Annotated in this window: 23 protein-coding genes; 6 read left to right on the top strand and 17 right to left on the bottom strand. The window is 65.6% G+C overall.

Annotation, left to right across the window (positions count from 1 at the left end; translation table 11 throughout):
- Positions 1-43: 43 nt before the first annotated feature.
- From KY501_RS26585 to KY501_RS26570, 4 genes are read right to left on the bottom strand one after another with little or no spacing between them, the layout of a single operon-like run.
- Complete coding sequence (locus KY501_RS26585; RefSeq protein WP_224366251.1) at positions 44-418, bottom strand: DUF6285 domain-containing protein; 375 nt, start codon at positions 416-418, stop codon at positions 44-46.
- Entirely contained in the window at positions 411-1,430 is a 1,020-nt protein-coding gene (locus tag KY501_RS26580; protein ID WP_224366419.1) for a phosphotransferase family protein, read from the bottom strand. The genes KY501_RS26585 and KY501_RS26580 overlap by 8 nt, the downstream gene beginning before the upstream one ends.
- The gene (locus KY501_RS26575) at positions 1,430-2,632 is read right to left on the bottom strand and encodes an acyl-CoA dehydrogenase family protein (RefSeq protein WP_224366250.1); all 1,203 of its coding nucleotides are present in this window, start codon (positions 2,630-2,632) and stop codon (positions 1,430-1,432) included. The genes KY501_RS26580 and KY501_RS26575 overlap by 1 nt, the downstream gene beginning before the upstream one ends.
- Before the next feature lie 9 nt (positions 2,633-2,641).
- Positions 2,642-3,409 carry an SDR family NAD(P)-dependent oxidoreductase gene (locus tag KY501_RS26570; RefSeq protein ID WP_224366249.1) on the bottom strand — a complete coding sequence of 256 codons (768 nt, stop codon included), beginning with the start codon at positions 3,407-3,409 and terminating at the stop codon, positions 2,642-2,644.
- A gap of 108 nt (positions 3,410-3,517) precedes the next feature.
- Between KY501_RS26570 and KY501_RS26565 the strand changes: the two genes are divergently transcribed.
- Complete coding sequence (locus KY501_RS26565) at positions 3,518-4,225, top strand: TetR/AcrR family transcriptional regulator (protein ID WP_224366248.1); 708 nt, start codon at positions 3,518-3,520, stop codon at positions 4,223-4,225.
- Positions 4,226-4,246: 21 nt separating this feature from the next.
- Here KY501_RS26565 and KY501_RS26560 read toward each other — a convergent pair whose 3' ends face one another.
- The 3 genes from KY501_RS26560 to KY501_RS26550 form a co-directional block, all read right to left on the bottom strand.
- Positions 4,247-4,750, bottom strand: a complete 504-nt coding sequence (locus KY501_RS26560) for a DUF4334 domain-containing protein (protein ID WP_224366247.1) — start codon at positions 4,748-4,750, stop codon at positions 4,247-4,249.
- A complete protein-coding gene (locus KY501_RS26555; RefSeq protein ID WP_224366246.1) occupies positions 4,747-5,874 on the bottom strand; it encodes an NAD(P)-dependent alcohol dehydrogenase in 1,128 nt (375 codons plus the stop codon). Before KY501_RS26555 ends, KY501_RS26560 begins: the two co-directional genes overlap by 4 nt.
- Before the next feature lie 142 nt (positions 5,875-6,016).
- A complete protein-coding gene (locus KY501_RS26550; RefSeq protein WP_224366245.1) occupies positions 6,017-6,328 on the bottom strand; it encodes a hypothetical protein in 312 nt (103 codons plus the stop codon).
- A gap of 159 nt (positions 6,329-6,487) precedes the next feature.
- Here KY501_RS26550 and KY501_RS26545 point away from each other — a divergent pair, with 159 nt between their 5' ends.
- A complete protein-coding gene (locus tag KY501_RS26545) occupies positions 6,488-7,372 on the top strand; it encodes an endo alpha-1,4 polygalactosaminidase (protein WP_224366418.1) in 885 nt (294 codons plus the stop codon).
- 4 nt (positions 7,373-7,376) lie between these two features.
- Here the strand turns inward: KY501_RS26545 and KY501_RS26540 are convergent, their stop codons facing one another.
- A complete protein-coding gene (locus KY501_RS26540; protein WP_224366244.1) occupies positions 7,377-7,988 on the bottom strand; it encodes a helix-turn-helix domain-containing protein in 612 nt (203 codons plus the stop codon).
- Positions 7,989-8,139: 151 nt separating this feature from the next.
- Here KY501_RS26540 and KY501_RS26535 point away from each other — a divergent pair, with 151 nt between their 5' ends.
- Positions 8,140-9,051, top strand: coding sequence for a hypothetical protein (locus KY501_RS26535; protein WP_224366243.1), 912 nt, complete (start codon positions 8,140-8,142; stop codon positions 9,049-9,051).
- Between the two features lie 66 nt (positions 9,052-9,117).
- Here the strand turns inward: KY501_RS26535 and KY501_RS26530 are convergent, their stop codons facing one another.
- The 6 genes from KY501_RS26530 to KY501_RS26505 all read right to left on the bottom strand — a co-directional run bounded on the left by KY501_RS26530 (position 9,118) and on the right by KY501_RS26505 (position 14,486).
- Complete coding sequence (locus tag KY501_RS26530; RefSeq protein ID WP_224366242.1) at positions 9,118-9,321, bottom strand: YjzC family protein; 204 nt, start codon at positions 9,319-9,321, stop codon at positions 9,118-9,120.
- A gap of 87 nt (positions 9,322-9,408) precedes the next feature.
- The gene (locus KY501_RS26525; protein WP_309242995.1) at positions 9,409-11,391 is read right to left on the bottom strand and encodes an ATP-binding protein; all 1,983 of its coding nucleotides are present in this window, start codon (positions 11,389-11,391) and stop codon (positions 9,409-9,411) included.
- 195 nt (positions 11,392-11,586) lie between these two features.
- Positions 11,587-12,777, bottom strand: coding sequence for a hypothetical protein (locus tag KY501_RS26520; RefSeq protein ID WP_224366241.1), 1,191 nt, complete (start codon positions 12,775-12,777; stop codon positions 11,587-11,589).
- A gap of 2 nt (positions 12,778-12,779) precedes the next feature.
- On the bottom strand, positions 12,780-13,514 hold the full coding sequence (locus tag KY501_RS26515) for an ImmA/IrrE family metallo-endopeptidase (RefSeq protein WP_224366240.1): 735 nt from the start codon (positions 13,512-13,514) through the stop codon (positions 12,780-12,782).
- Complete coding sequence (locus KY501_RS26510) at positions 13,511-13,891, bottom strand: hypothetical protein (protein ID WP_224366239.1); 381 nt, start codon at positions 13,889-13,891, stop codon at positions 13,511-13,513. The genes KY501_RS26515 and KY501_RS26510 overlap by 4 nt, the downstream gene beginning before the upstream one ends.
- Complete coding sequence (locus tag KY501_RS26505; protein ID WP_224366238.1) at positions 13,878-14,486, bottom strand: RNA polymerase sigma factor; 609 nt, start codon at positions 14,484-14,486, stop codon at positions 13,878-13,880. Before KY501_RS26505 ends, KY501_RS26510 begins: the two co-directional genes overlap by 14 nt.
- 279 nt (positions 14,487-14,765) lie before the next feature.
- On the opposite strand from KY501_RS26505, the gene KY501_RS26500 reads away from it, so the two are divergent.
- Both KY501_RS26500 and KY501_RS26495 read left to right on the top strand, forming a co-directional pair.
- Complete coding sequence (locus KY501_RS26500; protein ID WP_224366237.1) at positions 14,766-15,569, top strand: GNAT family N-acetyltransferase; 804 nt, start codon at positions 14,766-14,768, stop codon at positions 15,567-15,569.
- An 89-nt stretch (positions 15,570-15,658) separates the two neighbouring features.
- Positions 15,659-16,369: an iron-containing redox enzyme family protein gene (locus KY501_RS26495; RefSeq protein ID WP_224366236.1), complete on the top strand. Its 711-nt coding sequence runs from the start codon at positions 15,659-15,661 to the stop codon at positions 16,367-16,369.
- A 9-nt stretch (positions 16,370-16,378) separates the two neighbouring features.
- Here KY501_RS26495 and KY501_RS26490 read toward each other — a convergent pair whose 3' ends face one another.
- Positions 16,379-17,437, bottom strand: coding sequence for a helix-turn-helix transcriptional regulator (locus KY501_RS26490; RefSeq protein WP_224366235.1), 1,059 nt, complete (start codon positions 17,435-17,437; stop codon positions 16,379-16,381).
- 273 nt (positions 17,438-17,710) lie between these two features.
- Positions 17,711-19,399 (bottom strand): hypothetical protein, encoded by a 1,689-nt coding sequence (locus KY501_RS26485; RefSeq protein ID WP_224366234.1) that lies wholly within the window; start codon positions 19,397-19,399, stop codon positions 17,711-17,713.
- Positions 19,400-19,874: 475 nt separating this feature from the next.
- On the opposite strand from KY501_RS26485, the gene KY501_RS26480 reads away from it, so the two are divergent.
- Positions 19,875-23,567 (top strand): serine/threonine-protein kinase, encoded by a 3,693-nt coding sequence (locus KY501_RS26480; RefSeq protein WP_224366233.1) that lies wholly within the window; start codon positions 19,875-19,877, stop codon positions 23,565-23,567.
- Here KY501_RS26480 and KY501_RS26475 read toward each other — a convergent pair whose 3' ends face one another.
- Positions 23,568-23,762, bottom strand: a complete 195-nt coding sequence (locus KY501_RS26475; protein WP_224366232.1) for a hypothetical protein — start codon at positions 23,760-23,762, stop codon at positions 23,568-23,570.
- Positions 23,763-23,766: the final 4 nt, after the last annotated feature.

Raw genomic sequence — 23,766 nt, 5'->3', positions numbered from 1 at the left:
TATCGAGGGCACGGTGCCCACCGTCTCCTCCATCGCGAACCACTCATGTAGTGCGACCGCTCAATGACTTGGGGTTGCTCTCCGCCGCCTTGGCGCGAGTTGTCTCCCACAGATGGCTGAAGACCGCTGCCCGGTCGGCCGCTCCCGGGTCGAAGCGACCGGCCCGAATCTCCGCAGCCAGGCGCCGCTCCAGAGCGGGCAGTTCGCTCGCGTCATCACCATAGAGGGCAGAGAGTCGGTGCCGCGCGGCCTCGAGTGGAGCGTCTCCCGCTGCCGCCTGCCGCGCGGCGATGCCCATTGCATTCAGCACCATCAGCGCCTGATAGGTCAGCTCCTGAGGAAGCGCTGGCAGCAGCTTCTCGGAGAACACCTCTCGAGCGGCCTCCAACAGTTCGTAGGCAATGGGCCTGTCACGCATGGTCGTGCTCCCGTGTCATCTCCAGGATGTCCAACTCCAGCGCCGGTACGATGTGGGCCGTCAGCGCCAGCTCCAGGTTGCGCTCTCCGCCCGAGACATGACGCTCGGCTTGCTGCAGGGCGATGATCGCCCAGCGCAACGTCGCCATGGCCTCCCAATAGGGGACCCGACTGGGATCGATAGGAGCCCCGCGCTCGCGCTCGTAGCCGCGATAGAAGTCCTCGCGCGCACCGATGCCACCTGCCTGGCGTTCCAAGGCGCCGAAGCGCCAGCAAGGAGCGCAGAACCACCCGATATCGGCCAGCGGGTCGCCCCAGCCGGCGAACTCCCAGTCGAGGATGCCGGTCACTCCTTGTGCGTCGACCATGATGTTTCCGGTGCGGAAGTCATTGTGGCAGAGGGTCGGCTCGGGCGTGTCAGGAGCGTGTCGTTCCAGCCAGCGCAGCCCCCACTCCAGCGCGGGATGCGCTGCCTCATGCCGGTCGAGCCACCCACGGAACTCGGCGATCCAGCGACGCGCGGGGCTGGCTGGTGGGGGCCCCAGAAAGGCCAGCTCCGAGCGTGGCGGCCGAATGGAATGGACGCGTGCGAGCTCCCGCCCCAGCGCTTCGGTCAATGCCACCCGCCCTCCCCCAGCGGTGGCGTCCTTGACCAGCCGATGCCCCGAAGCAATGCCGCCAACGCGGCGCATGACGAAGAACGGCTTGCCGAGCACACCGCCGTCCGCGTCCTGCCACAGCGGCTCGGGCACCGTCACCCCAGCGGCGAAGGCGGCCTGGAACAGAGCGAACTCCTGGGGCCGCCCCAGGCTGACCGCCACTCCAGACGGAGCATCGGTCCGGATGACCAGCGCATGGCGGCCTTCCAACGGTCCGCCAGTAAAGGCCACATCCAGGGCCCAGTTCTCCTGGATGGCGCCACCCGACAGCCTGGCGAAGGAGAGGATCTCAGCTCCCCTCGCTTCGGCCCGGGTGGCGAGCCAGGACGCCAGCTCCGCGCGCCGAGCTTCCATCACACCCCCCAGCTCCAGAAGTCCTTGCCCTCTTTCTGCAGGCTGCGGAACAAGACCATCTTGTGCACCTCCGAGGCCCCGTCGACCAAACGGGCCTGGCGGGCGTAGCGGTACATCCACTCCAGGGGGGTGTCCTTGGAATAGCCCCGGGCGCCGTTGAGCTGGATGGCGGTGTCGATGGCCTGGTGAAGAGCATCGGCCACGACGATCTTGGCCATGCTGACCTCCTTCCGGGCGAAGTCCCCTGCATCGAGCTTCCATGCGGCCTTCATCGTCAGCAGGCGGCCGATCTCGATCTGGAGCGCGGCATCTCCCAGCAATGTCTGCACGCTCTCGTGTTCGGCCAGGGATTCACCGAAGGCCATCCGGTCCCGCACATACTCTCCACCGATCTCCAGGGCTCTCCGAGCCATGCCCAGCCAGCGCATGCAGTGGGTGAGACGGGCGGTGCCCAAACGGATCTGGGTCGCCTTCAGACCATCGCCGATGTTCATCAAGCGGTTCTCGTCAGGGATCTCGAGGCCTTCGTAGACCAGCTCGCAATGCCCGCCGTGCTCCTCCGGCCCCATGATGGGAATGCGTCGCTCGATGCGCCAACCAGGGTCATCTCGGTGGTGGAGGAAGCACGTCAGTCCCGTCCGAGGATCGTCGGAGGTACGGGCGACGAGGATGAAATGGGTCGCCGCCGCCGCTCCCGTGATGAACCACTTGCGCCCCGTGATCACCCAGGTGTCACCCTTCTTCTCGGCGCGGGTGAGCATCATGCCGCCCGGGTCCGAGCCGGAGCCGGGACGGGGCTCGGTCATGACAAAAGAGCTGCGAACCGCCCCGTCGACGATCGGCTGCAGCCAGCGTTCCTTCTGCGCGGGAGTGCCGACCTTCTCCAGCAGCATCATGTTGCCGTCATCCGGCGCAGCCGCGTTGAAGCAGACGGGACCGAAGATCGAGCGGTTCATCTCCTCATAGAGCGCGGCCATCCCCACGACACCCAGCCCCAGACCCCCGCGAGCCTTGGGCATCTGCGGCGCCCAGAGCCCGGCCTGCTTGACCTTGGCGCGAAGCGTGTCCAGGGCCACCTCGTGGATGTTCTCGTGCTCATCCCGGGCAGAGGGATCGTTCTCCAGCGGGATGATGTGGGTCTCGACGAAAGCGCGCACGCGGGCGCGCAGGGCATCGACATCGGCGGGCAGGGCGAAATCCATGAAGGCTCCTCAGAGGGAACTGACAAGGTGGCCGCCGTCCACCGTCAGGACCGAACCGGTCATATAGGCGGAGGCATCCGAGCAGAGCAGCAGCAGCGGGCCATCGAGGTCGGACATCTGTCCCAGCCGCCGCTGGGGAATACGCTGAATGAGCGCCTTGCCCGCGTCGGTCTGGAAGAAGTCGCGGTTGAGATCGGTCTCGATGTAGCCGGGGGACAGCGCGTTGACCCGGATGCGGTACCGAGCCCACTCCAGTGCCAGGGCCTGCGTGAGCTGGATGAGGCCCGCCTTGGCCGCGGCGTAATGGGACAGCATTCCAGCGACGCGCTGGCCCAGGATGGAGGCCACGTTGACGATGGTGCCGCCGCGCCCGGCCGCCTTCAGGCGTCGCGCCGCTTGCTGGGCCACGGTGAAGCAACCAGTCAGGTTGGTGTCGAGGATGCGGGACCACTCGTCATGCGAGATGTCGAGGGCAGGCGTGGTGGCCGTAATGCCGGCGTTGTTGATGACCACGTCGATGACTCCAGCGGCGCTCGTCGCAGCATCGAACGCGGCCGTGACCGAGGCAGGGTCGCGCACATCGAGCGGCACCGCATGAGCATTCACACCCCGAGCGCGCAGAGCGGCGACAGTCTCCTGCAACAGGGAGTCTCGCCGGGCGGCCAGCACCACGGAGGCGCCAGCCTCCCCCAGCGTCGTGGCGAAGTGCTGCCCCAGACCACTGGAAGCCCCGGTGATCAGGACGTTCTTGCCCTGCAACGACCCGGTAAGCGCCATGGCAAACCCTCTCCTTCCTGAAAATCCGAACGATCGTTCGTGATTCTTCCGATTGACGGGCCGGTCTGGCAAGAATCTTCTGGAGGCAAAGTCCTCCCCCGAACCCCGATGCCGGCACGCGCGCTCCCGCCCCCTTCAGACGATGCCTTCTCCCGAGCGAATGGCCTCTCGCTGAACGAGATCTGTGAGCGCCTGTATCAGCGGCATCGGGACCGCATGGAGGTGAAGAAGGCGCGCACGGCCGTGGCGAATCTGGCCCGCGTGCTGACGGCGACGCTCCGCATCACCGAGCGGCAGAGCTTCCACGAGATGAGCATGCGAGACCTCAGTCGGGCCTCGGGCCTGAGCATGGGAGTGCTCTACAGTTCCATCCGGGACAAGGACACCCTGCTGGAGATGATGCTCGACGTGGTCTCCGACGCGGTGGATCGGGTGTTGGTCAACGTGCCCACGGAGGTGCGCACCAACCCCCGAGCCCATCTGCGCTGGATCATCGACCGGCACATCCAGCTCACCGAGGCGATGCCCGCCTGGTTCAGGTTCGCCTACCTGGAAGCCAAGGCCTTTGGCCCGTCCGCACGCAAGCGCGCCCGCCAGGAGGAACTGGCCACCGAGCGACTGGTCCGCGAGGCCCTGGAGTCCGGTGTACGGCAGGGCGTGTTCCGGCTGAAGGACCTCGAGATGACGGCCGCCCTGATCAAACCCCTGCTTCAGGAGTGGTACCTGAAGCGCTGGAAGTACCGCCAGCGCGGCGTCTCTCCGGAGGCCTACGCCGACGCCGTCATGAACCTGCTGGAGGGCAGCCTGCGCGGCTGAGCCCTGTGAGCGGGGCGCCCATCAAGAACGCGCCGGCGGAGTCCCCACCACGAAGGGAGTCTTGGCTCGCTCGAGGACGAAGTAGAAGTGGCGGCCTTCGTGGAGCACGTTCTTCCCGTTCATGATGCCCATCAGCATGCGGTCGTCGACCTTCTTGAAGTGATCGAAGATCGGCGAGCCGTCGTAGACCATGGTCGCGGTGACCTGGCCTCGAAACTGGATCATCCACGCACTGGCTTCACCCTTCCCCATCTCGACATTGGAGAAGAGCGAGCCGTCAGGGGCGCGGCACACGAGCGGCTGAACCTCCAGCGGTCCGACAAAGCGCTTGCCGACCCAGCCGATCTTCCCGAGCACCTTCGACAGGGGATGCCCCGTGACGAGCTCCGCGCCGTCCCAACTCCCCCAGAGATCCTCGAGCGACGCGGGAGCGAGCGTCTCCCAGAGCGCATCGAGTTCAGCGGTGTCGATTCTGTCCCGGGTTCGGAGCGCTGTGATGCGATCACGTGCGGACGCTGAGGTCATTCGATTACTCCAAAGGTCAAGACGGGTTTGACGACCGATCCATCGCGCATCTTCGCAAGCGCCTCATCGAGCCGCTCGAAGGGAAATGTCTGGATCACCCGCTCCAAGGGGAGTTGCCCGGCACGCCACATCCGCACGAGCTCGGGGATGAAGGCATGCGGATCGGCATCCCCCTCGATGACACCGACCAACGTCCTCCCATAGAGCAGGTGCGTCTGGCTGATCGAGATCGGGTTGGCACCGCCGCGGAGCGCGAGCGTCGCGCATACCCCCGGCGCGCCGAGTGCATTCAAGGCCTGGGTGATCACCGCCTGCGTTCCCACGGTATCGATACAGAAGTCGAGCAAGCCCCCGAGCACCTTGCGAAGCCCGGAGCTGCGCTCACCCACCTCCTCTGGCGCCAGTGTGTGGGTCGCGCCCAACTCGAGCGCAAGCTGGCGGCGCGAAGGCAGCGGGTCAACCACCACAATGGGGGCACAGCGCGCCGCGACGGCGGCCATCAGCGATCCGGCCCCGACCGCCCCCGCGCCGAAGATGGCAATGCCCTGACCGGGCGAGGGCTTCAGTGCTCGCAGCACGGTTCCGGCCCCGGTCTGGATACCGCAGCCCAAAGGGGCGAGTAGCGCGAGATCGCTCGAGCGAGGCACGCGGACTGCATTGCGCTGGCTCGCCACCGCAATCGAAGAGAGAGAGGACTGCCCGAACCAGCCCCCATGCACGGGCCCGACGGCATCGCGCAGCGTCGTGGTTCCATCCGAGCGCGCGCAGGCATAGTTGAGAGCACGAGCGTGAGTGCAATACCCTGGCAGCCCCCGTTGACAGGCAGGACAGGCCCGGCAGGCATCGAAGCTGAGCACCACGTGGTCACCCGGTTCGAGTGCGGTCACGGCGGAGCCGCGCTCGATCACCACGCCCGCACCCTCGTGCCCAAGCACGACGGGCAGCGGCACGGGAACGACGCCTTCCATCGCCGAGAGATCGGTATGACAGATGCCGGCGCCCGCCATCTGGACGAGGACCTCATCGGGACGAAGCGCGTCGCAGACAATCTCGGTGCGCGTCAGCGCGCCTCCGACTTCACGCAGAACGGCTGCTGTTCCGGTCCGGCTCGCTCGTTCCATCATCCTCCCCTTCGCGCTCCGCCTCAGGTCCGCTGGCGCGCCAGATGATAGCGGCGCCCGGAACACTCCGCGAGCATTCCAATCAGGCATTGCCATCCTCCGGGGCGCATTCGGCTAGATGATTGCAGCATCGAAAGCGGCGTCCCTACTTGCAGCACAGGAAAGGCTTCAGCGACGCGACGTGCGTCTCCACCCCGCCGGAGATCGCGTTGGCGTTGACGTTGGTCCATGGGGCCAGGATCGTCCCATGCAGGGCGAAGTTGCTGATGTTCACCGTGGTGGCTCCCCAGAAGTGGTAGAGCGCGCCCGTGGAGTCCACGCCGCTCAACTGGTTCGCGTTGACATTGAAGACGTTCACCTGCGGGTGAGTGCCTTCCAGGAACACCCCTCCCCAGTTCTCGGTTCGAGTCGTCCCATTGACGGGCAGCTTGTTGTGGATGTCCAGGGACAGGTTCATCACAGCGGATGACGGGAAAGTCTCCCGCCGAGCGGGTGCGCGCGAGCCCCAGGGGACACAAGAGAGCTGGATGATCGCAACGTCACCGAAATTTCTTGTTTTGCTCGCTTTCCTCGATACGGTCCGCACCACCAAGGAGGAGCACGGAACGTGACGACGATGACTGCGACGATGCGATGGGCGGCAGCGGGTCTGGTGGTGGGGATGCTGGTGGCTTGCGGCGGTGGGGACAGCAGCGCCCCGGCTACGACGACGACGAGCGACACATCGGAGGTGAGCAGGCCCGAGGCGTTGAGCCCGGCACCTCTGGCCGATACCTGGTGGAAGCCGGCCCTGACCGACACCTGGCAGATCCAGCTCACGGGCACCCTGAACACCAGCTACAACGTGAACATCTACGACATCGATCTGTTCGACACCTCGACCACGAAGATCGCGAGCATCAAGGCTCAGGGCCGCCGGGTCATCTGCTATTTCTCGGCGGGCTCATCGGAAGACTGGCGCGACGACTTCGACCTGTTCACCGAGGCCGACATGGGCGAGCCCCTGGACGGCTGGGAGGGCGAGCGCTGGTTGGACACGCGCTCGACCAACGTGCGCAGCATCATGGCGGCGCGCCTGGATCTGGCGAAGAGCAAGGGCTGCGACGCGGTCGATCCCGACAACGTGGACGGCTACACCAACGACACCGGCCTGCCGCTGACGGCTGCGACGCAGCTCGACTACAACCGCTGGCTCGCGACGCAGGCCCATGCGCGCGGCCTGGCCGTGGGATTGAAGAACGACATTGACCAGTTGTCCCAGCTTGCGGCGAGCCACGACTTCGCGGTCAACGAGCAATGCCATCAGTACAACGAGTGTGACGGCTACACCGCCTTCACCTCGCTGGGAAAACCGGTGTTCAACATCGAGTACGCGAGCAAGTACGTCAACAACACCAACGACGCACGCACGAAGATGTGCGCGAAGTCAGCGACGCTGAAGCTCTCATCGCTGGTGCTGGCGTTGGCGCTGAACGACAGCCGCCGGATCACCTGCAACTGAGCGCTCAGCCTCGCGAGGCTGACGCGCTCACCAGATAGTAGACGCAGGCGCCGTTGCCCGCATTGATGAACTCGTGCGTCATGTCGGGCTCGAAGTAGTAGGCATCCCCAGGAGCGAGGACGATGCGCTCGTCCGGCAGGACGACGTGCAGCGTGCCTCGCTCCACCGCCATGTACTTCCTCGCGCCCGGGGCCGACGCCGGCAGCACGCCGGTCGTCGCGCGGGCGGGCAGCTCGTGCCGGGTGAACTCCAGGCCCCGCTCCGTGAAGGTGGGCGAGAGCACGTGGCGCACGAAGCCGTTCTCCTCGTCTCGGAAGGTGGGCTGCTGCGCGCGGGGAAGATGCAGCCGCGCCTGGCGAGGCTGGGGACGTGAGAGCAGATTCGTCAGCCCCACTCCCAGTCCGTTGGCGATCTTCACCGCCACCACGAGGGTGGGGTTGTTCGTCCCCCGCTCCACCTTGGAGATCATCGCCCGGCTCACTCCGGAACGCTCCGCCAGTTCCTCCAGCGTCATCTGCTGGGCCTGCCGCAGCTCGCGGATACGAGCTCCCAGCCGAGCAGCCTCGGCGGCCTCCACTTCCGGAGCAGGAGTCAGGGCCTTCTTGGCGCTTCTCATATGGTGGAATCTACCAGCCACCCGCGCCCACCTGCGAGAGCCCTCCGATCCGAGATGGACTTGAGCCCGGGGTCGAGTACCTTTCCGCCTGTCATTGTAGGACTCACACAATGCGATGAGGGAGAGCGTGGCAACTCCGCGAAACCAATGCATGAGGTGGGCAGCAGCACTGCTCTCGGTCCTGACCTGCGGTTGTGGAACCACCCAGATGGGATATCCACAACCCGAGAGGTGGTCGTACATCCGCCTTCCACCCGTCAAGAACCTTTCGCCCGACACCCCGATCCTCAAGGCGGCACGCTACCAGATCCAGGTCTGCACCAATATCGCGGCGGCCTATGGGGAGCGCGCGGCGCGCCGGAGCCGCCAGGGGAGGTTCTTTGATATCTCTGCTCCACTCCTGACGGCGACGGGCGCGGCCACCACTGCCGCGGCATCGCTCTTCGACGATGAGTCCAGTGAGCAGACTGCACTCACCTGGAGTGGAATCATCGTCACGCTCGTGGGAGCAAGCCTGGCCGTCGGTAACGTCTTTACGGGAAGTGAGCGCGCCGAGGGCTACTCGAAGGCTGCATCGAGTGTGTCCGAGGCGACCGCCGCCTTCCGCGAGGCCCTCCGAGACGGCGACCTGAACACGACCGATCCCAATGTGCTCAAGGAACGCATCTGCTCACTGCGTTCGACGTGCTTTCAAAGCCACATCGATGTGCAACCCGTGGGGACACCGTTCTCCACCGGGATCGTCAATCCGATGTTCCAGGCCGAGTTCAACGAGCTTCCCCTGGTGGACGAGTACGTGACAGCTTTCTGCTCGCAAGCCATCACGGAGGCGGTCACTGACGTCTCGGCGTGTATGGGGCCGGGGACTGAGAGAAGCGCTGCATGCACCGAAGCCGTTTGCGAAGCGGCCCTCAGCAAGGGCACCGCGGAGGCCGTCAAGGCATGCAGAACATGGTCAGCCCAGCGCCAGACCTTGGGATCGCCCGCCGCAACCGATCCCGTGCAGGTCCGCACCAAGAGCAGCACTGACAGCTCGGCGAAACAGGTTCCGGAGCTTCCCTGACGACCAGGGAGTGGCGCTGACGCTCAAATGCGAGCGTCAGCGCCCACAGGTTCCAACGCTCGCCGTCTACGTCAGGCGGGTGAGCCGCCACCAGGCGGCCCTGCCCTGGGACTTGATGGGAGGGAACGTGTCCCCCTCGTCGAGGGGAATATTCCGCTCATTGTCTGTCGGCAGAGGGGTCTGCGGATCGTCCACGTACCGATCGAACGTGTAGATGCCCTTGGTCTCGCACTTCGCCCCCGTCTTGAATTCCTGTCCTAAGGCCGCCATTGACTTCTCCTTGGTTGTTTCAAGACACAAGGTAGAGGCCAGAGACAGAGACGCATATCCCCCCTTCCGGGGGGACTCCTCGCCGTATCAGTCCACGAGCAGCCGCTTCACGGGAGCGGGGTCCACGGTGATCATCAGCGGCCGCTTGAAGGAGCTGAACGAAGCGATGGCCTGCCCGGGAGCGAGCCGGGGGACGCGATTCCAGAGGCTCTCGTCGATCCCGCCCACGGACTTCTGCATCCGGGAGATGACGGTGCTGTCGGTCATCTTGTGGATGATGAAGTTGTTGAGCAGGCCGAGCACCTCGTTGGGCAGGTGCTGGGGCAACTGGGTGACGAAGACGAGCCCCAACCAGCGCTTGCGGCCGCGCTTGGCGATGCGGGCGACCTGCTCGAAGAGCACCGGCATCTGCGAGATGCGACTGGCTGAGAGGAACTCGTGGGCCTCCTCGATGATGATGAGGACCGGATCGACGGGACGGTTCTGCTCCTGAGCCCGCTGGTAGCGCTCCTCCTGCCGCTCCTGCAACCCCCGGAGGATGTCGGCGATGACGAGATTGTTGAGCTGGGGCGAGTCCGTGTCCGACAGATCAATCACCGACACCCGCCCCGGGGTCAGCATGGAGTCATAATCCACACCCGGTGCGGTCCCCACGTCGAAGATCTTGAGGCGCCGCAGGCTCATGAGCCTGCCATTCAAGGCCTTCCAGCTCACCTCGTTCCGGCTGCTCTGCTCATACACCCGGCCGAGAACCCGGTGCACGTGATCCTTGAACTCGCTGTAGAGCTGAGGCCCCCTGGGGGGCGGCGCCGCCTCAGCAGCCACCTCCTCTGTGCTCTCACCGGACAACGGGGCCTGCCGGGAGGATCCCTTGGCCTTGGCCTTGCTCTCAGATCTTCCCTCACTGCCCAAGACATAGATGTACGTGCTCACGACATCCAAGAGATGCTGGAGCGTCATGCGCGGATAGCCCGTGGAGAGCTCATCGAGTTCCAGCGCCTGCTGCTGCTCTTCGGGAGTCTTCGGGAAGATCTTGAGATCTTCCAACAACAACTTGGTGACCTCGTAGGCCTTGTGGAAGCGCTCCTGCTGCGCGTCCGTCATCCCGAGAATCTCCGCGATGGCGTAGGGCGAGAGGCTCGAGAAGCTCAACGCGAAGCGCTGCCGGTGCTTGTGACGGCGGTTGCGGGTGTCACGGCCCGTCAGGTGATGGATGTGCAGGTCCTTTACCCCCTCGGGCTGCTGCCTCCTGCGCGCGAGTGCCGCGAGCATCGTCGGTTCGTCGGTGGCCTGGTCCACATGGGTGTATTCACCTTCCACATCGAAGACGATGGTGGCGATTCCCGAGGCCTGGGCACGGTGGATGAGCGTCGCAACGGTGGTGGACTTGCCAGCGCCCGTGGTCCCGATGATGCCCGTATGACGGGGCAGGACGGACTTGTCCAGGGCATCGATGCGCGCCTCCATCTCCTTGTAGCCCACGACCAGTCCGAAACACAGCTCTCCCGTCATTCCCAGCACGTGCTCGCTCTCCTCGTCATCCAGCAGGAACACGGGACTCTTGGGACGGGGGCGATGACCGGGAGGAATCAGCTTGCCGTCACTTTCCTCCCCCAGGATCTCGATCTCGACCCGGCCGTGGTAGTCAAAGGTATAGGAGAGCTTCTTGCCCTGGACGACCACTCCCACGGCGATGTTGGAGTTGGCGGCCACGGCATCCGGTTCGGAGAAGGGACCGCGGACGACGACGCCCAGGTAGGAGCGATTGTCTTCCTGGGACTTCACCCGCACGAGCGTCTGCGAGGGCAACTTGTGCAGATCGTCCCGCGTCATCAGCACGGTGATGAGGTTGTCCTGACTCGACGCGCTGTCGAAATGAGTGAACCCCACCGCGTTCTCGAGCTCGGGGTCCAGCTCCGCGGCAGCCGCATCCGCCTGGACCTCCAGTTCGGCGAACCTGGCGGACTCCGTATCTGGAAGCTTCCGATGAACCTCGTTGGGGCTGATGTCGGGCTCCGGAGGCTGCCATGTCCGAGCCCCCGTCTGCCGAGGTGCCTGGCGTGCACCCACGACCGGAGGGGTCGTCGTTGCGGGTGGCCGGCCTTCCCTCATGGCTCCCGCCGCGGCCCCCAGACGCGCAGATCTTTCGGGCGGGACTTCCTCGGCGGAGTGAGGAACGTCTCGGGGATCCCCCCCCACGCTCCGCGAGGGTTTGTTGCTCTGTGAGCCCCCTGAGGACTTCGGAAACTTGTCATCTGCCATGGCCTATCTCTCCTGCCGCTGCCAGCGGCGCTCGTTGATGTACTGGTATTTGCCGCCCGCGCGCGTGAAGGCATCCTGGACAAGCCCCTGAAAGGAGTCCGTGCCGAACACGCCTCGACAGGAAGAATCCGCGACCTCGAGCAGCATGGGAAAACCCCGCCGGGGGTGGATGAGGCTGTCCGCCATCACGATGTGCGCGGCGACGTGCACATGCTCCCGGTGCGCGAAGAAGAGACTGGGTGGCGCGTGCTCTGAGGCCCGGAAGAGGCCAATGAGGATGTCCCCGCAGTACTTCCTCACGAAGGAGAGGGCCGCGCCCCTGTACTCTTCGTTGGGATAGCTCCAACCCTCCATGGCGTGGGCACTGTCGGACTCGAGCGTCTTGATGATGGCGTATTCACCTGGCCGAAGAGCGTGCCCGAGCGTCAGGTAACCTCGCTCCTCCATGGCATGAGGCACAAACACGAACTTCTTGTGCCCTCCGATGAGCCTGCTCAACATCTTGAGCGACGCCATCAACAGACGGGGATAGCCTGAACCGGTGAGCAACCCCTGGGAGCAGGGATTGCCCTGGCCGATGCGCCACTCCGCCTGGGACTTGTCCAAGAGGATGGCCCGCTCGGCATAGTCCCGAAGTCCTCTGCGCGCGAGCGCGGACACCATGTCTCGGCGTCCCGTTCCGGAGCGCTCGTGACGCGCGCCCATGCACTCCATGGCAGCTCGGATCGGATCCTCGTCCTCCGTGGACAGCTCCTTGCGAAAGAGCCGCTGGGAGAAGGTTCCAGACATGCCGCCATAGCCAACGACGGCAACTCCCAGTTGGGTGATGCCCAGCGGCAAGCTGTCATGGGAGGCGACGATGCTGGACACTGCCTCGACGCGTCCCGGGAACAACAACGCCTCGAAAACGGTCCGCAGCCGCTCCTCACTGGCCTGATAGACACCCGCGACGTCGAGCCTCGTGTACTCCTTGAGATTGCCAAGAATCCCGGCGCGGACCGTCGCCTGGATGTCTTCCTCGGCTGTCGACGAATGGGAGACCTGGCCCCGGATGTCGTCAATCAGCCTCTCGATGTCCAGTCCTATCGACCAGGTCTCGAGATCGAGCGTTTTCTCCAGCTCCTCCTTGAAGCTCGACTTGTAGTCATCATCTCCAATGAAGCGCCCCTGTCCCCCTGAGCCACTACGAGCCATGATCAGTCACGCTCCTCATCGTCGGGTACGCACGTCAAGAAGGGACGCCGGGAAGGCCGCTCCGACAGCAGCCACCGCGCGTAGGCCTGCGCCTCCTTCACCGGCAGCCCGAAGCGGGAGACGAGGGTGGCCTCCAGCTCCTTCCGCCCCGCGCGCTCGAGCAGAGGAAGAAGCTCCCGCCGAGGCGCCAACAACTCAAAGGCGAGACGGTCCGCGCGCTGCTCCGACTCCATCACCTGCCCTCTGAGGGGCTTTCCCTCGTCGTTGCGGTCCATGAAGTTGGCCTGGGTGCGGTAGGGAAGGCGCTCGAACACGGAGACAAACTGTTCGGCGATGTTGGGCTCCCTTTCACCGTTCAGTACAGGGAGGATGCCCTTCCCTCGCGCACGCAGAGCCCTCATCCGGGGCTGGAGATGGTCGAGGACGAAATGGGCCACTTCATGTGCCAGCGTGAAGCGCTGCTCGTCTGGCGGCTCTGTGCTGTTCAGGAAGAGCACGCCCCCGCCTGCATGTGCCACCGTGAACCCGTGCTTGGGATCGCTCGTCCCCGCGAGCCCCCCATGCGCGCGCTTGTGAGCCACCAGCCACTCGAGCCCCTTCCGGGGAGTGAGGTCCGGCACGGGCACCACGGTGAGCGTCAACGCCAGGGGAATGTCCTCCATCAGGTCCCTGGGAAACACGGTGGGGTCAGGCAGGCCGCAGTCCCTCACGGCTTCTTGCAGCCAACCTTCACTCATGAGTTCGTCTCGTCATCGCTGGAGTGATCTCGCGCTGCCAACAGGTAGGCGTCGTGACTCACGGTGGTCCCTCCCTCGTCGCCCACGGGAAGAATATCCAACACCTCGACCCGCCTGAGCACCGCCGCGAGCTTGCGAGGATCCACTGCGAAACGTTTCTCGAGCATCCGCAGGTGCTCGGCGAAGCGCTCCTGCTCGGGACGCCGGCACAGGGCGAGCTCATCGAACACCTTCATGTTGCAGCCCAGCATCGCAGCAAGCTCCTCGGCGGATTTGCCTTCATGCTTCCGGTATTGCGCGAAGACGTAGCCCAGCGACGCGGGATCCTGCGCGCTGCGTTCAGCCGCCTCCTTCTTGAGCCACTCAGGAATCGTCATCTGAATCCTCCCTTCCCAAACGACGTTTCAGCAGCTTCATGAGGCGGTCCTTGAGCCGCTTCACCTCTAACTGCCGTTCCTCCTTGGACATCGGAGGCAACCGCAAGACCTTCGCCACCTCCTCGGTCGAGTCCTCTCCCATCAAGAAGAGCCGGAAGATGGCCTGGTCCTGCGCACTCAGAATCTCCCCATTTTCAAGCAAATCCATGAGTTGCTTCACCCTCACGCATTTCTCCATCCGATCCACTGGATCATTCGGAGTTCTCCGCAAGAGTTCGACATCGCCCTGCTTTTTTTCCCGTTGGGCCTGCGCCTGAACGGAGCGCCACCGATCCACCGCCTTATGCCTGGCCACCCCCATGAGGTATGTGAACGGGTGAACCTTCCGGGGATCGTAGCCCTCCGGCTTCTTGCGGTAGGCCAAGACCGCCTCGAGGGCGGCATCGCGGGCGACATCGACGTCGTAGCCCTGCCCCTCCAGCTTCTTGGCGAGCCGCTCCATATACATCGGGAAGACATCGAAGTAGGCCAACGGATCGTGCTCCAGGAGCCGTTGGTGCAAGACCATTTCCTCTTCTAGTGACGGATTGCGCATCCCTTCTCCTCGCCAGGACTCGGCCGCTCATGCACTCCATGCATCTCCCCCGGTTCTTCGATGCAGCGCCGCAGAGTTCGACAGGCCCCCTCGCGCGTGACGGCGGAGAGTGGAGCATCCAGCAGTTCCACGCCTCCACCCTTTAGGGGGGGTTGACAGACACAACCTACTCCGTCCCATCCGCCCAAACAAAAAATGAAGACAGCGGCGAACTCGAGCCGCTGGCCCCGAATTGCTTCCTGAAGGCACGGCACGACGCCGAGCCGTCAGGAGGAGTTCATGAAATCACTGACTTTCCGCATCGCCACCACCCAGCAGCAGCTCGATGATGCGCTGCGCGTGCGCTGGGACGTCTTCGGTACGGAGTTGGGCCTGCTCGAGCGCCCGGCCTATTCCGTACCCCGGGAGAACAACGGCTTCGACACCCTGGCGACCACCGCCCACGTCATCGTCTACGCGGAGGACGTGCCCGTGGCCACCACCCGCCTGTTGCTGCCCAACCCCGAGGTGGCCCGCGCCACCGGAGGCCGGCTGGGTATTGATCTGGAGAGCAAGGTGGACCTGTCTGATCTGGCAGGCCCGAACATGGTGTTCGCCGAGACCACCCGCTTCTGCATCCTCAAGGACTGGCGCAACTCCGCGGTCCTCATGTGGCTGTATGCCGGGCTCCATCAGGAGAGTCGCCGCCGGGGCGTGACGCACTGGATCGCCTCCGCGAATACGGAGACGGACTCGGCCGAGGATGCCCACATCCTCTTCCAGGTGGCGACCCACCAGGGCCTGCTGAGCCCCCGGTGGCGTGTGCGGACGCGCGCCTACCCCAAGCCCCCGGAGGCACCGAACACGCCCATCTACACCCCCGAGGAGCGGGAGCGCGCTCGACAGGGACGGTTCGAAGGCTTGTGCCTCCCTCGGGTGTTGTCGCTCTTCTCCGGCAAGATGGGGGCGCGTTTCATCGCCGAGCCCCTCTACGACTCGTGCTTCCGCCGCTTCTCCCTGCCGCTCGTCGCGGCGCTCAATGATGTCCCCGCCAGCACGCGGGAGTTCTTCGACAAGATCACCGCCCGTAGCGCGCGCAACTGAACCGCGCCGCTCGCGCCCGAATCACCCTTCCCACCCACTTCACATCAACACCCACGGTCCCCATCCCGGGGCCCGAACAGGAGACGTCCATGAACTCGCACACCGAATCCCCTTTCATGATGAGTTGGCTCACCTCCCTGGAGCTCGAGGCGCGCACGCTGCTCGAGGAGTTGGACACGCACCCCAAGGCGCGGCGGCTCTTCGACGGCAGTATCGACAAGAACAGTTACGTCCACTACCTGATCCAGACGTACCACTATGCGCGGTGGACCACGCCGCTGATGGCCGAGGCGGGCCGGCGCATGAAGCGCCTGGGCATGCATCCGCGACTGGGGAACCTGCTCCTGCAGAAGTCCGACGAAGAGCGCGGGCATGAGCGCTGGCTGCTCGCGGACCTGAAGAACCTGGGCTGGTCAGCCGAGCGCGTCGAGCGGCAGATGCCCAGCCCCGCAGTCACCGCTTATGTCGCCTGGAACCGCTTCACCTCGCGCAGCGGCCGGCCCGAGGCGTTCCTCGGCACGGCCTATGTGCTGGAGTATCTGTCCGTGCACCGCGCCAGCCAGTCGGTGGAGCGGATGCTCGCGGCCAACACCATTCCGAACATCCGCAAGGCCGTCACCTTCCTGAAGGCGCACGGCACCGAGGATGAGAAACACGTGGCGGAGCTGACGGCGCTGCTGAGTCCTCTGGTAGAACGGGAGGAGCAGGCCGCGCTCCTACTGTCCGCACGCACCACTCGCGTCCTCTACTTGGGCCTCTTCACGGAGGAGACATACAAGAACGCGGCGCACCTCTCCTGAGGAGGAGTCTCAGGAACGCAGGGCCAAGGCGATGAGTTCGGGCCGACCAGACACCTTCAACTTCCTGTAGGCCGACTGCACGTACTCCTTCGCTGTGTCCTCGGCGATACCGAGCCTGGCGGCGATCAGTTTGTCCGTCAGGCCCTCAACAACGAGGGCAGCCACCTCGAGCTGTCGGGGCGACAGTTTCTGCCGCCATGTTTCGGGTATCGCTTTGATCTCCTTCAGCCGTAGCTCCCATAGGTCGCGGCCATCGATGCGAGGCAGACGGGTGAAGCTCACCTCCAAGGTGCTCATCCCCCGCTTCTCCTGCCACGAGTGAGTGGTGGGAGTGAGAAGGACGCTCCCCGCCATGGCCGCGTCCATCCGCTCCCTCCAGGTCCGAGGGATCCCCCCCTCGTCCCGGTCCGATGGTGAGGAGAACCAGTTCTCCAGCAACGGCGTGACGGATTCCGTCCGCCGGAACTCCTGCCGCTGGCCATCCAGCACGATGGCATGGGCTCCCTCCCTACGAAGCAGTTCCTCCAGGAGTTGGTTGTAAGAGGTCAGCGCACTGATTCGCGCGTAGTTCTGGAACGCCCCCGAGAAGGCGGGGACGAGTTCTTGCAACCAGTACCGACGCTCCGCGGAGAAAGGTCTCGTTCGTTCGCTGTAGAGCGCAACCGCACCGCTGCCCCTCCGTTGCTCGCGGGCCAGCAAGACCGTAAGGACATGCCGCAAGCCCAAGTGCGACTCCCGGCTGCGCCGATAGGTCTCTGTCTCGTGGAGCCTCTGGCCCCGCAGCATTTCCGTGTCGCTCCAAGCGACGTTGGGATGTTGCGAGAGCCACTGGAAGACGAAGTCGTCCTGGTACCACTGGTAATAGCTCTGGAGGAAATGTCCCGTGGTGCTCGCCTTCCAATCGAACCCCGTGGGCAGATCCGGATGCATCCAGCAGAACGCCACATGGTCCGCTTGAAACAGCTTCACCAGCAGTGACTCCGTGCGCTCCTGTAACTGCACGAGGCTCTGTGATTCGACCAGCCCGTTCATCAAGTCGAGGTACATCTTCTGCGGCAACCGGCTCATGGCCATGGCTCCTCCATCGCCCAAGGCGTGGAACCCCCTACATCCCACCTGGGAGGATACAGCGCACTGCTTTACGGACGGAAGGCCCCAGGTTTCACTGCCCAACTCATGCAAGGAGACGTCCCCGGTCACTCAGTACAGGTGCGTCGTCTCGACTGTCTGAGAGGTGACTTCTTCTCCCCCTGCGAAAAGCGGCTGGTGTTCCATGGCCTGATGCACATGAGCGTCGTCATTGGAAACGGAACCTGGCGGCGTGACGAGCCCATAGCCCCTTCAGCCCGGAGCGCGCAGCCCCGCCAGGGCCTTCAGACCCGCTTCCGTGAAGACCTTCTTCCAGCGGCGCAGTTCCGCCAGGGGGACACCCACGCGAGTTGCCAGGGCTCTCTCGCTCTCTTCACCGCTGAGCATGACGAGCACGGCCTCGGCCATGTCCTCTGCTGAGGGCAGCGCCCCCATGGCGAACACCTGGGACTGCGCCACTGGGAGCGCTGGAGCCACGAAGGGATTCCGACGCTCCGGGAGGACTTCTCGTGGCACGGCCGCGGCCCCGGTGAGCGGCAGTCGCACAGCCGGATCGCCCAGGAGGATGTAGCCAGAGAGATCCTGGCGCAGCATCCACAAGTGAGCACGCTCGGCGGAGTTCACGGAGCTGTCGCGCCCGGCCAGTCGCGCCGATTCATCCTGGTCGTAGAGGGTGGTGAGCTCCGTGTTCGCTTCGTTGAAGAAGCGTAGGAGCGCACTCAGGCCCGCTCCAGCGCGGCGACCCTCGAGCAGGTTGCGCAGCAGGCCCAGGAAGCGCGAGGGACGATTGCGAGCCACGGTGCCCAAATCCTGGAACGAATAGGTCCAGGCCAGATCCACATGTCCCACCACCGCCAGCGGCCCCTGGGCATTGGCGAGCACCGCCTGAGGCAGGGCAGCGACGAAGGGGCGCTCGCCCTCGCGGGGAAGCGCGGCCAGCAGCCGCTCCAACTGCCCCGAGTACTCGCCGGCCTCTCGCAGCCGCGACAGCCACGGGTAGTACGCGCTGCGAGCGGGAGTGCCAGCACCAAAGCAGGCGAGGAAGAACCAGATGCCCCCCGGCAGGAACGGAGTGGAGGCAAGGGCTGAGGCATCCAGCGTCCCATGCACTCCCAGGCTCATGGCCCCCTGTCTCGCACGCTGCTCGTCCACCGACCGCCAGCCGCCACGCGGAAGCCCCACCCCATGACTCATGGTGAAGAGCACGGAAGGCTGTGGCGAGGACACCTGCGTAAGCAACTGCTGAGCAGACCAGCTCTGAGGAGCCCCCAGCTCCGCGAGCGACTCGGCGGAGAGGCTGCCCATCTCCCGCAGCTTGCGCAGAGTCTCGAGGCTGGGTTCCATGAGCGCTCGGTAGCCCACGGTGGTGGCGGCAGTCCCGTCATGGGCGGTGAAGAGCAGGGCCCGGCCCGCCTTAGCCTGGGAGGGCTCTCGGCTCCAGCGCAGGACCTTGTCCACATAGGATTCGTAGCCAGCGTCGGAGGAGAAGGCGAGCCGACCCGCGAAGCCATCACTGCCGAGCACCTGCTGCAACTCGAGCGACACCTGGTCGAAGTCTCCCAGCAGCAGCAGGTAGCCGGGCTGCTCCGTCTCGAACTCGGACTCGTCCCGCAGCACGGTGTCCTTCCACCGGACGGACTGGAGCGCGTCCATGTCGGGTCTGACCCGATAGACTCGCGCGGGAGCTCCCTGCTCCGCCTCACGCAGCCGACGCAGCGGCTCGATGAGGGCCAGCAGCCTGTCACCCAGGGGACCTTCAGGGACCACCAGTCCCCAGCGCTGGTCCGGCAACGAGTTGGGGTCCACTCCCGCGTCGATCAGCACCTTGCCCGAGGGCACTTCCGCGGGCCTGGGTTGAGTCGAGGCGGAATGAAGAGGCAGAGCCTCCTCCAGCACGGGGCGCTGGTCATCGGCATGTGCCAGCAACAGCTCGAAGTCCATGCCCGAGGGAGCTTGCCATTTCCTTGCCAGTACCTCCTCTGAGTCCTGCCCTGGTGCCGAGTTGATGCCGCGCACGCATTGACGCGTCAGCCACCGCCGTTGACGCGCAAATGGGCGCACCTGGCGGAGAAAGAAGCACGCCATGTGCGCGCTCCCCTGGCGCATGGGTTGCAGTCCCGGGCCAGGACGACACACCCGAGAGGAGCGAGCGTGATGATCTTGCCGCGGAGGCCCCCATCCACCTGGCTCCAGAGAATGGCCAGCCTGCTGCTGGTATGCGTTGGGCTGGGCTGTGGAGAGCCCCCCATTCCCTGGCGGAGCCTGGCTGGTGCTCTTCTGGCCGCGCAGCCGCCGAGGCAGGCGCCAACCTGGCTGTACCCTCGGGCATTAAAGCGCGCGGAGCCCCCATGCTAGCTTCCATCACGACCGGAATGCAGCCTGCCCGGAGGAATTCAGGAACGTGTCAGGAGCGCCCATGCGTAAGCGGTACGAAGAAGAGTTGCGCGTGGCGCAGACCCGGGGAGTGCTCTCTCAAGAAGAAGCCGAATCCCTGCTGGTAGAGGGATTGCGCCAGAATTGCCACCCACTCGAGCTGCTCGTTGCGCGTGGCGTCATCTCCGAAGAAACCCTCGAGACCATTCAGGCCGAGGCCCGCAGCGCCGCCGTGCATCCAGGCGAGAAGGCGCAGGAGAGCGCCACTGTTTCCTTGAGGCGCCCTGCCGCAGAGCCCGCGCCCCGCCAGGAGGCGCCCCTCACTCCCGCCTCACCGACCCTCACCCTCCAGCCCACTCCCAGGCGTCCATCGGAGGTATCTGCTCAGGAGCCCGCCTTCCCCGCGCCAGGCTGGGAGCGCTACCACCCCGTGCGCTTCCTGGGACAGGGCGGCATGGGCCGCGTCTACCTCGCCTACGATCCGCTCCTACGCCGCAACGTGGCGCTCAAGTTCGTGCGCGGTGATGACCCGGACATGCTGCGGCGATTCGTCTCCGAGGCCCAGGCGCAGGCACGCGTGGACCACGAGCGGGTGTGCAAGGTGTACGAAGTTGGCGAAGTACAGGGCCAGCCCTTCATCGCCATGCAGTACGTGAACGGGCGCTCGCTGCTGGACATGATTGGCGAGCTGTCCGTGGAGCAGAAGGTGATGGTGGTGCAGCAAGCCACCGAGGGCGTGCACGCGGCTCACCGCGCCGGCCTCATCCACCGCGACCTCAAGCCCTCCAACATCCTCGTGGAGCGCGGCGAGGACGGGCGGTGGAAGCCCTATGTCATGGACTTCGGCCTGGCGCGGGACTGGCAGCGCGACACCACCGTCACCGGCACGGTGCTGGGCACCCCGCACTACATGGCGCCCGAGCAGGCCCGCGGCGAGGTGAGCCGGTTGGACCGGCGCGCGGACGTGTACAGCCTGGGCGCCACGCTCTACGTCCTGCTGACGGGCAAGGCGCCCATCCCCGGCAGCAACCCCCTGGAGGTGCTCAACAACCTGGCCACCCAGGAGCCTCGCCCACTGCGCGAGCTGGACAAGAACATCCCCGCGGATCTGGAGGCCATCGTCCTCAAATGCCTGGAGCGGGAGCCCTCGGCCCGATACGACTCGGCACGGGCGCTCGCCGAGGACCTGGGGCGCTTCCTCAACGGCGAGCCGGTGCAGGCGAGAGCGGTGGGCACCTGGTATCGGCTGCGCAAGCGAGCGCGCAAGCACTGGGCCCTGGTCTCCATGGCCTCCGTGGTGATGGTGCTCGTCGCCTTGAGCCTGGGACAGGCCGTGCTCAACCGCCGTGACACGCACCTGCGCGAGAGCCTGGCGCGCCGCTTCGCCGAGCTGGCCAGTGATGTGGGAGCCCGCGCGCGCTTCATGGCGCTCAGTCGCCTGCACGACACGCGCGCCGAGCGACAGGCCCTGCGCGCGAAGCTGGAGGAAGTCGAGAAGGCGATGCAGCAGGGCGGCGAGCGAGCCCTGGGGCCCGGGCACTACGCACTCGGCCAGGGGTGGCTGGAGCTTGGGGATCCCGCCCAGGCCCGCGAGCACCTGGAAGCTGCCTGGGCACATGACTTCCAGGATGTCCGTGTCGCCTACGCGCTGGCGCTGGCGCTGGGCCAGCTCTACCGGCAGCAACTCCTGTCCCTGGGGAGCCTGACGGCCGCTCGGCGCAAGAGCCGCCGCGCCGAGTTGGAACACCAATACCGAGATCCGGCACTCACCTGGCTGCGACTGGGCCAAGGCGCTCCAGTGCTCTCCCCCGAGTACATGGAAGCCCTCCTGGCCTTCTACGAGGAGCGCTATGACGACGCGCTCCCCCGGTTGGACGCACTGGGTGAGCAGCTGCCCTGGTTCTACGAGGCACCCAAGCTCCGAGGAGACATCCTTCAGATGCGCGCCTTGACGCGCTGGGATGATGGCAACCACTCGCAGGAGGAACGCGCGCGGGCCCAGGCCGACCTGGAGCAAGCTCGCAAGGCCTATGCCCTGGCCGCCGACACCGCCCAGAGCTGGCCAGAGGCCCATTACGGGCTGGCCCGGGTCGAGTGGGCGGAGGCCTCCATGGACCTCTACAGCGGAGGACAGGTGCAGCCTCACATCGAGCGCGCACTCGAGCACCTCGCTCGTGCCCTGCGGGCTGCTCCGGATCACACCGAGTCCCTGGCGCTGCAGGCATCGCTGTACCGCAATCTGGCTGAGGCCCGCAGCCTTCAGGGGGGCGATGCGGAGGCGCCTCTGGACGAAGCCACCCAAGCCGCTCGGCGCGCGCTCGCCCTCAAACCCTTGCATCCGGATGCCCGCAAGGAGCTGGGCATGAGTCTGTGGAGGTTGGCGACCCTCCGCCAGACCAAGGGCCTGGATCCCCGCGCTCAGCTCCGCGAGGCGGCCGACGTCTTCGGAAGCTTCGAGCCCAACGAGAAGGACTATTACGTCCACCACGGCCTGGGCGTCGTCTTCAAGGCCTGGGCGGACTATGAGGAGGAGATCGGAGCGGACTCGCGGAGCCATCGCGACCAGGCCATTGACGCATTCAAGCAGACGCTCCTGCTTGAGCCACAATACGCGCCGGGATGGACCAATCTGGCGGTGGAGTACTACAAGCGAGCCGCCCGCCCTCATGCCCCCGGTGCGGAGGAAGATCTCGAGCAGGCCTGGCAGGCCCTGCAGAAGAGCCGGACGCTGAATGCCCGAAACCCGGTGCTCTCCTACCAGGAGGGGCGGCTCCATCACCTCCGGGCCCTGCGGCTCCGCGACACGGGCGGGGATGAGCGCCCAGAACTGGCCGCAGCCATCGCTTCCTGCCTGGAGGGGCTGGCCATCAACCCTCGCATGGTCGCGCTCCACAACCTCATGGGGCGTGTGCTCCAGGATCAGGCGCGGGGAAACTGGGACCGCGGCGAGGATCCCCTCTCTTTTCTCAAGCAGGCACGACAGTCCTTTGAGCAGGCCCTCGCGTTGGATCCCAAACTGGCGCTTACCTACAACAACCTCGCGGATCTGGAGGCAACCCGCGCGGTATACCTGCGCGCTCGGGGCCAGGATCCCCGGCCGAATGCCCGCGCCGCCTTGCAGTCCGCGCAAGAGGCCCAGCGACAGGCCCCTGAGCATCCTTTCGGGCTCATCGACCAGGGCCACGCCCACCAGCTCCTGGCAGCCTTCACATTCGAGGCGCAAGGCGACCCCACGGCGGATCTGACCGAGGCCACGGAGAAACTCCAGAAAGCCCTCGAACGGGCTCCCCGGAATGCGGAGGCGTGGCTGTATCTGGCGGAGACCCGCGCGATACGGGCCCGCTGGCGCGCTCGCCAGGGCCAGGCGGAGACCAAGGACTTCGAGGAAGCGGCTGAGGCCTATCAGCGGTCGCTCGAGACGACAGATCGGCCGCTGGAGTATCGCCTGGCCTTCGGCCGCTTCTGCGGGGAGTGGGCCGCATGGAGGCAACGAGCCAGGCTGGATCTCCACCTCGCCCTGGACCGGGGACTGGCGCTGGCCAGCGAGCTGCTGGCCGCCCGGCCGAAGTGGGCCGAGGCACGCGTCCTGCGCGCCAGCCTTCAGTTCCTGGAAGCCGGGTCTCAGGCGAACGCAGCTCCCGAGCGCACTCGAGCCTTGCAGGAGCTGCGTGACGTGCTGAAAGCCAACCCCCACCTGCAGCGCACCTGGGAAGAGGCTTCCCACTGGGGTGGCTGATCAGACGTCGAGATCGATGGGAGGCTTCTGGGGATTGCTCGTCTCCACGACTTCCCCCGAGCCGCCCGTCTCATCGAAAGGCACGTGCCGAGCGGTGCCGGTGCCCTGCGGGTTCTTCGCTGGAGGAGAGGACTCCTTCTTGCTGCTCGCCGATTGGGTGGGGGAGGTCTTGCTCTGGGAGGAATCGGTGCTCATGGTC

Origin of the sequence: Hyalangium versicolor, assembly GCF_020103695.1 — a bacterium.
GTDB lineage: Bacteria > Myxococcota > Myxococcia > Myxococcales > Myxococcaceae > Hyalangium > Hyalangium versicolor.
The sequence above is the reverse complement of the archived record's forward strand: the minus strand, read 5'-3'. Positions and strand labels throughout refer to the sequence as shown.

Bases quoted from the DNA above. Each gene is read 5' to 3' on its own strand.
- KY501_RS26585 (WP_224366251.1), bottom strand. From the start codon at position 418: ATGCGTGACAGGCCCATTGCCTACGAACTGTTGGAGGCCGCTCGAGAG.
- KY501_RS26580 (WP_224366419.1), bottom strand. From the start codon at position 1,430: ATGGAAGCTCGGCGCGCGGAGCTGGCGTCCTGGCTCGCCACCCGGGCC.
- KY501_RS26575 (WP_224366250.1), bottom strand. From the start codon at position 2,632: ATGGATTTCGCCCTGCCCGCCGATGTCGATGCCCTGCGCGCCCGCGTG.
- KY501_RS26570 (WP_224366249.1), bottom strand. From the start codon at position 3,409: ATGGCGCTTACCGGGTCGTTGCAGGGCAAGAACGTCCTGATCACCGGG.
- KY501_RS26565 (WP_224366248.1), top strand. From the start codon at position 3,518: ATGCCGGCACGCGCGCTCCCGCCCCCTTCAGACGATGCCTTCTCCCGA.
- KY501_RS26560 (WP_224366247.1), bottom strand. From the start codon at position 4,750: ATGACCTCAGCGTCCGCACGTGATCGCATCACAGCGCTCCGAACCCGG.
- KY501_RS26555 (WP_224366246.1), bottom strand. From the start codon at position 5,874: ATGATGGAACGAGCGAGCCGGACCGGAACAGCAGCCGTTCTGCGTGAA.
- KY501_RS26550 (WP_224366245.1), bottom strand. From the start codon at position 6,328: ATGAACCTGTCCCTGGACATCCACAACAAGCTGCCCGTCAATGGGACG.
- KY501_RS26545 (WP_224366418.1), top strand. From the start codon at position 6,488: ATGACTGCGACGATGCGATGGGCGGCAGCGGGTCTGGTGGTGGGGATG.
- KY501_RS26540 (WP_224366244.1), bottom strand. From the start codon at position 7,988: ATGAGAAGCGCCAAGAAGGCCCTGACTCCTGCTCCGGAAGTGGAGGCC.
- KY501_RS26535 (WP_224366243.1), top strand. From the start codon at position 8,140: ATGAGGTGGGCAGCAGCACTGCTCTCGGTCCTGACCTGCGGTTGTGGA.
- KY501_RS26530 (WP_224366242.1), bottom strand. From the start codon at position 9,321: ATGGCGGCCTTAGGACAGGAATTCAAGACGGGGGCGAAGTGCGAGACC.
- KY501_RS26520 (WP_224366241.1), bottom strand. From the start codon at position 12,777: ATGGCTCGTAGTGGCTCAGGGGGACAGGGGCGCTTCATTGGAGATGAT.
- KY501_RS26515 (WP_224366240.1), bottom strand. From the start codon at position 13,514: ATGAGTGAAGGTTGGCTGCAAGAAGCCGTGAGGGACTGCGGCCTGCCT.
- KY501_RS26510 (WP_224366239.1), bottom strand. From the start codon at position 13,891: ATGACGATTCCTGAGTGGCTCAAGAAGGAGGCGGCTGAACGCAGCGCG.
- KY501_RS26505 (WP_224366238.1), bottom strand. From the start codon at position 14,486: ATGCGCAATCCGTCACTAGAAGAGGAAATGGTCTTGCACCAACGGCTC.
- KY501_RS26500 (WP_224366237.1), top strand. From the start codon at position 14,766: ATGAAATCACTGACTTTCCGCATCGCCACCACCCAGCAGCAGCTCGAT.
- KY501_RS26495 (WP_224366236.1), top strand. From the start codon at position 15,659: ATGAACTCGCACACCGAATCCCCTTTCATGATGAGTTGGCTCACCTCC.
- KY501_RS26490 (WP_224366235.1), bottom strand. From the start codon at position 17,437: ATGAGCCGGTTGCCGCAGAAGATGTACCTCGACTTGATGAACGGGCTG.
- KY501_RS26485 (WP_224366234.1), bottom strand. From the start codon at position 19,399: ATGGACTTCGAGCTGTTGCTGGCACATGCCGATGACCAGCGCCCCGTG.
- KY501_RS26480 (WP_224366233.1), top strand. From the start codon at position 19,875: ATGCGTAAGCGGTACGAAGAAGAGTTGCGCGTGGCGCAGACCCGGGGA.
- KY501_RS26475 (WP_224366232.1), bottom strand. From the start codon at position 23,762: ATGAGCACCGATTCCTCCCAGAGCAAGACCTCCCCCACCCAATCGGCG.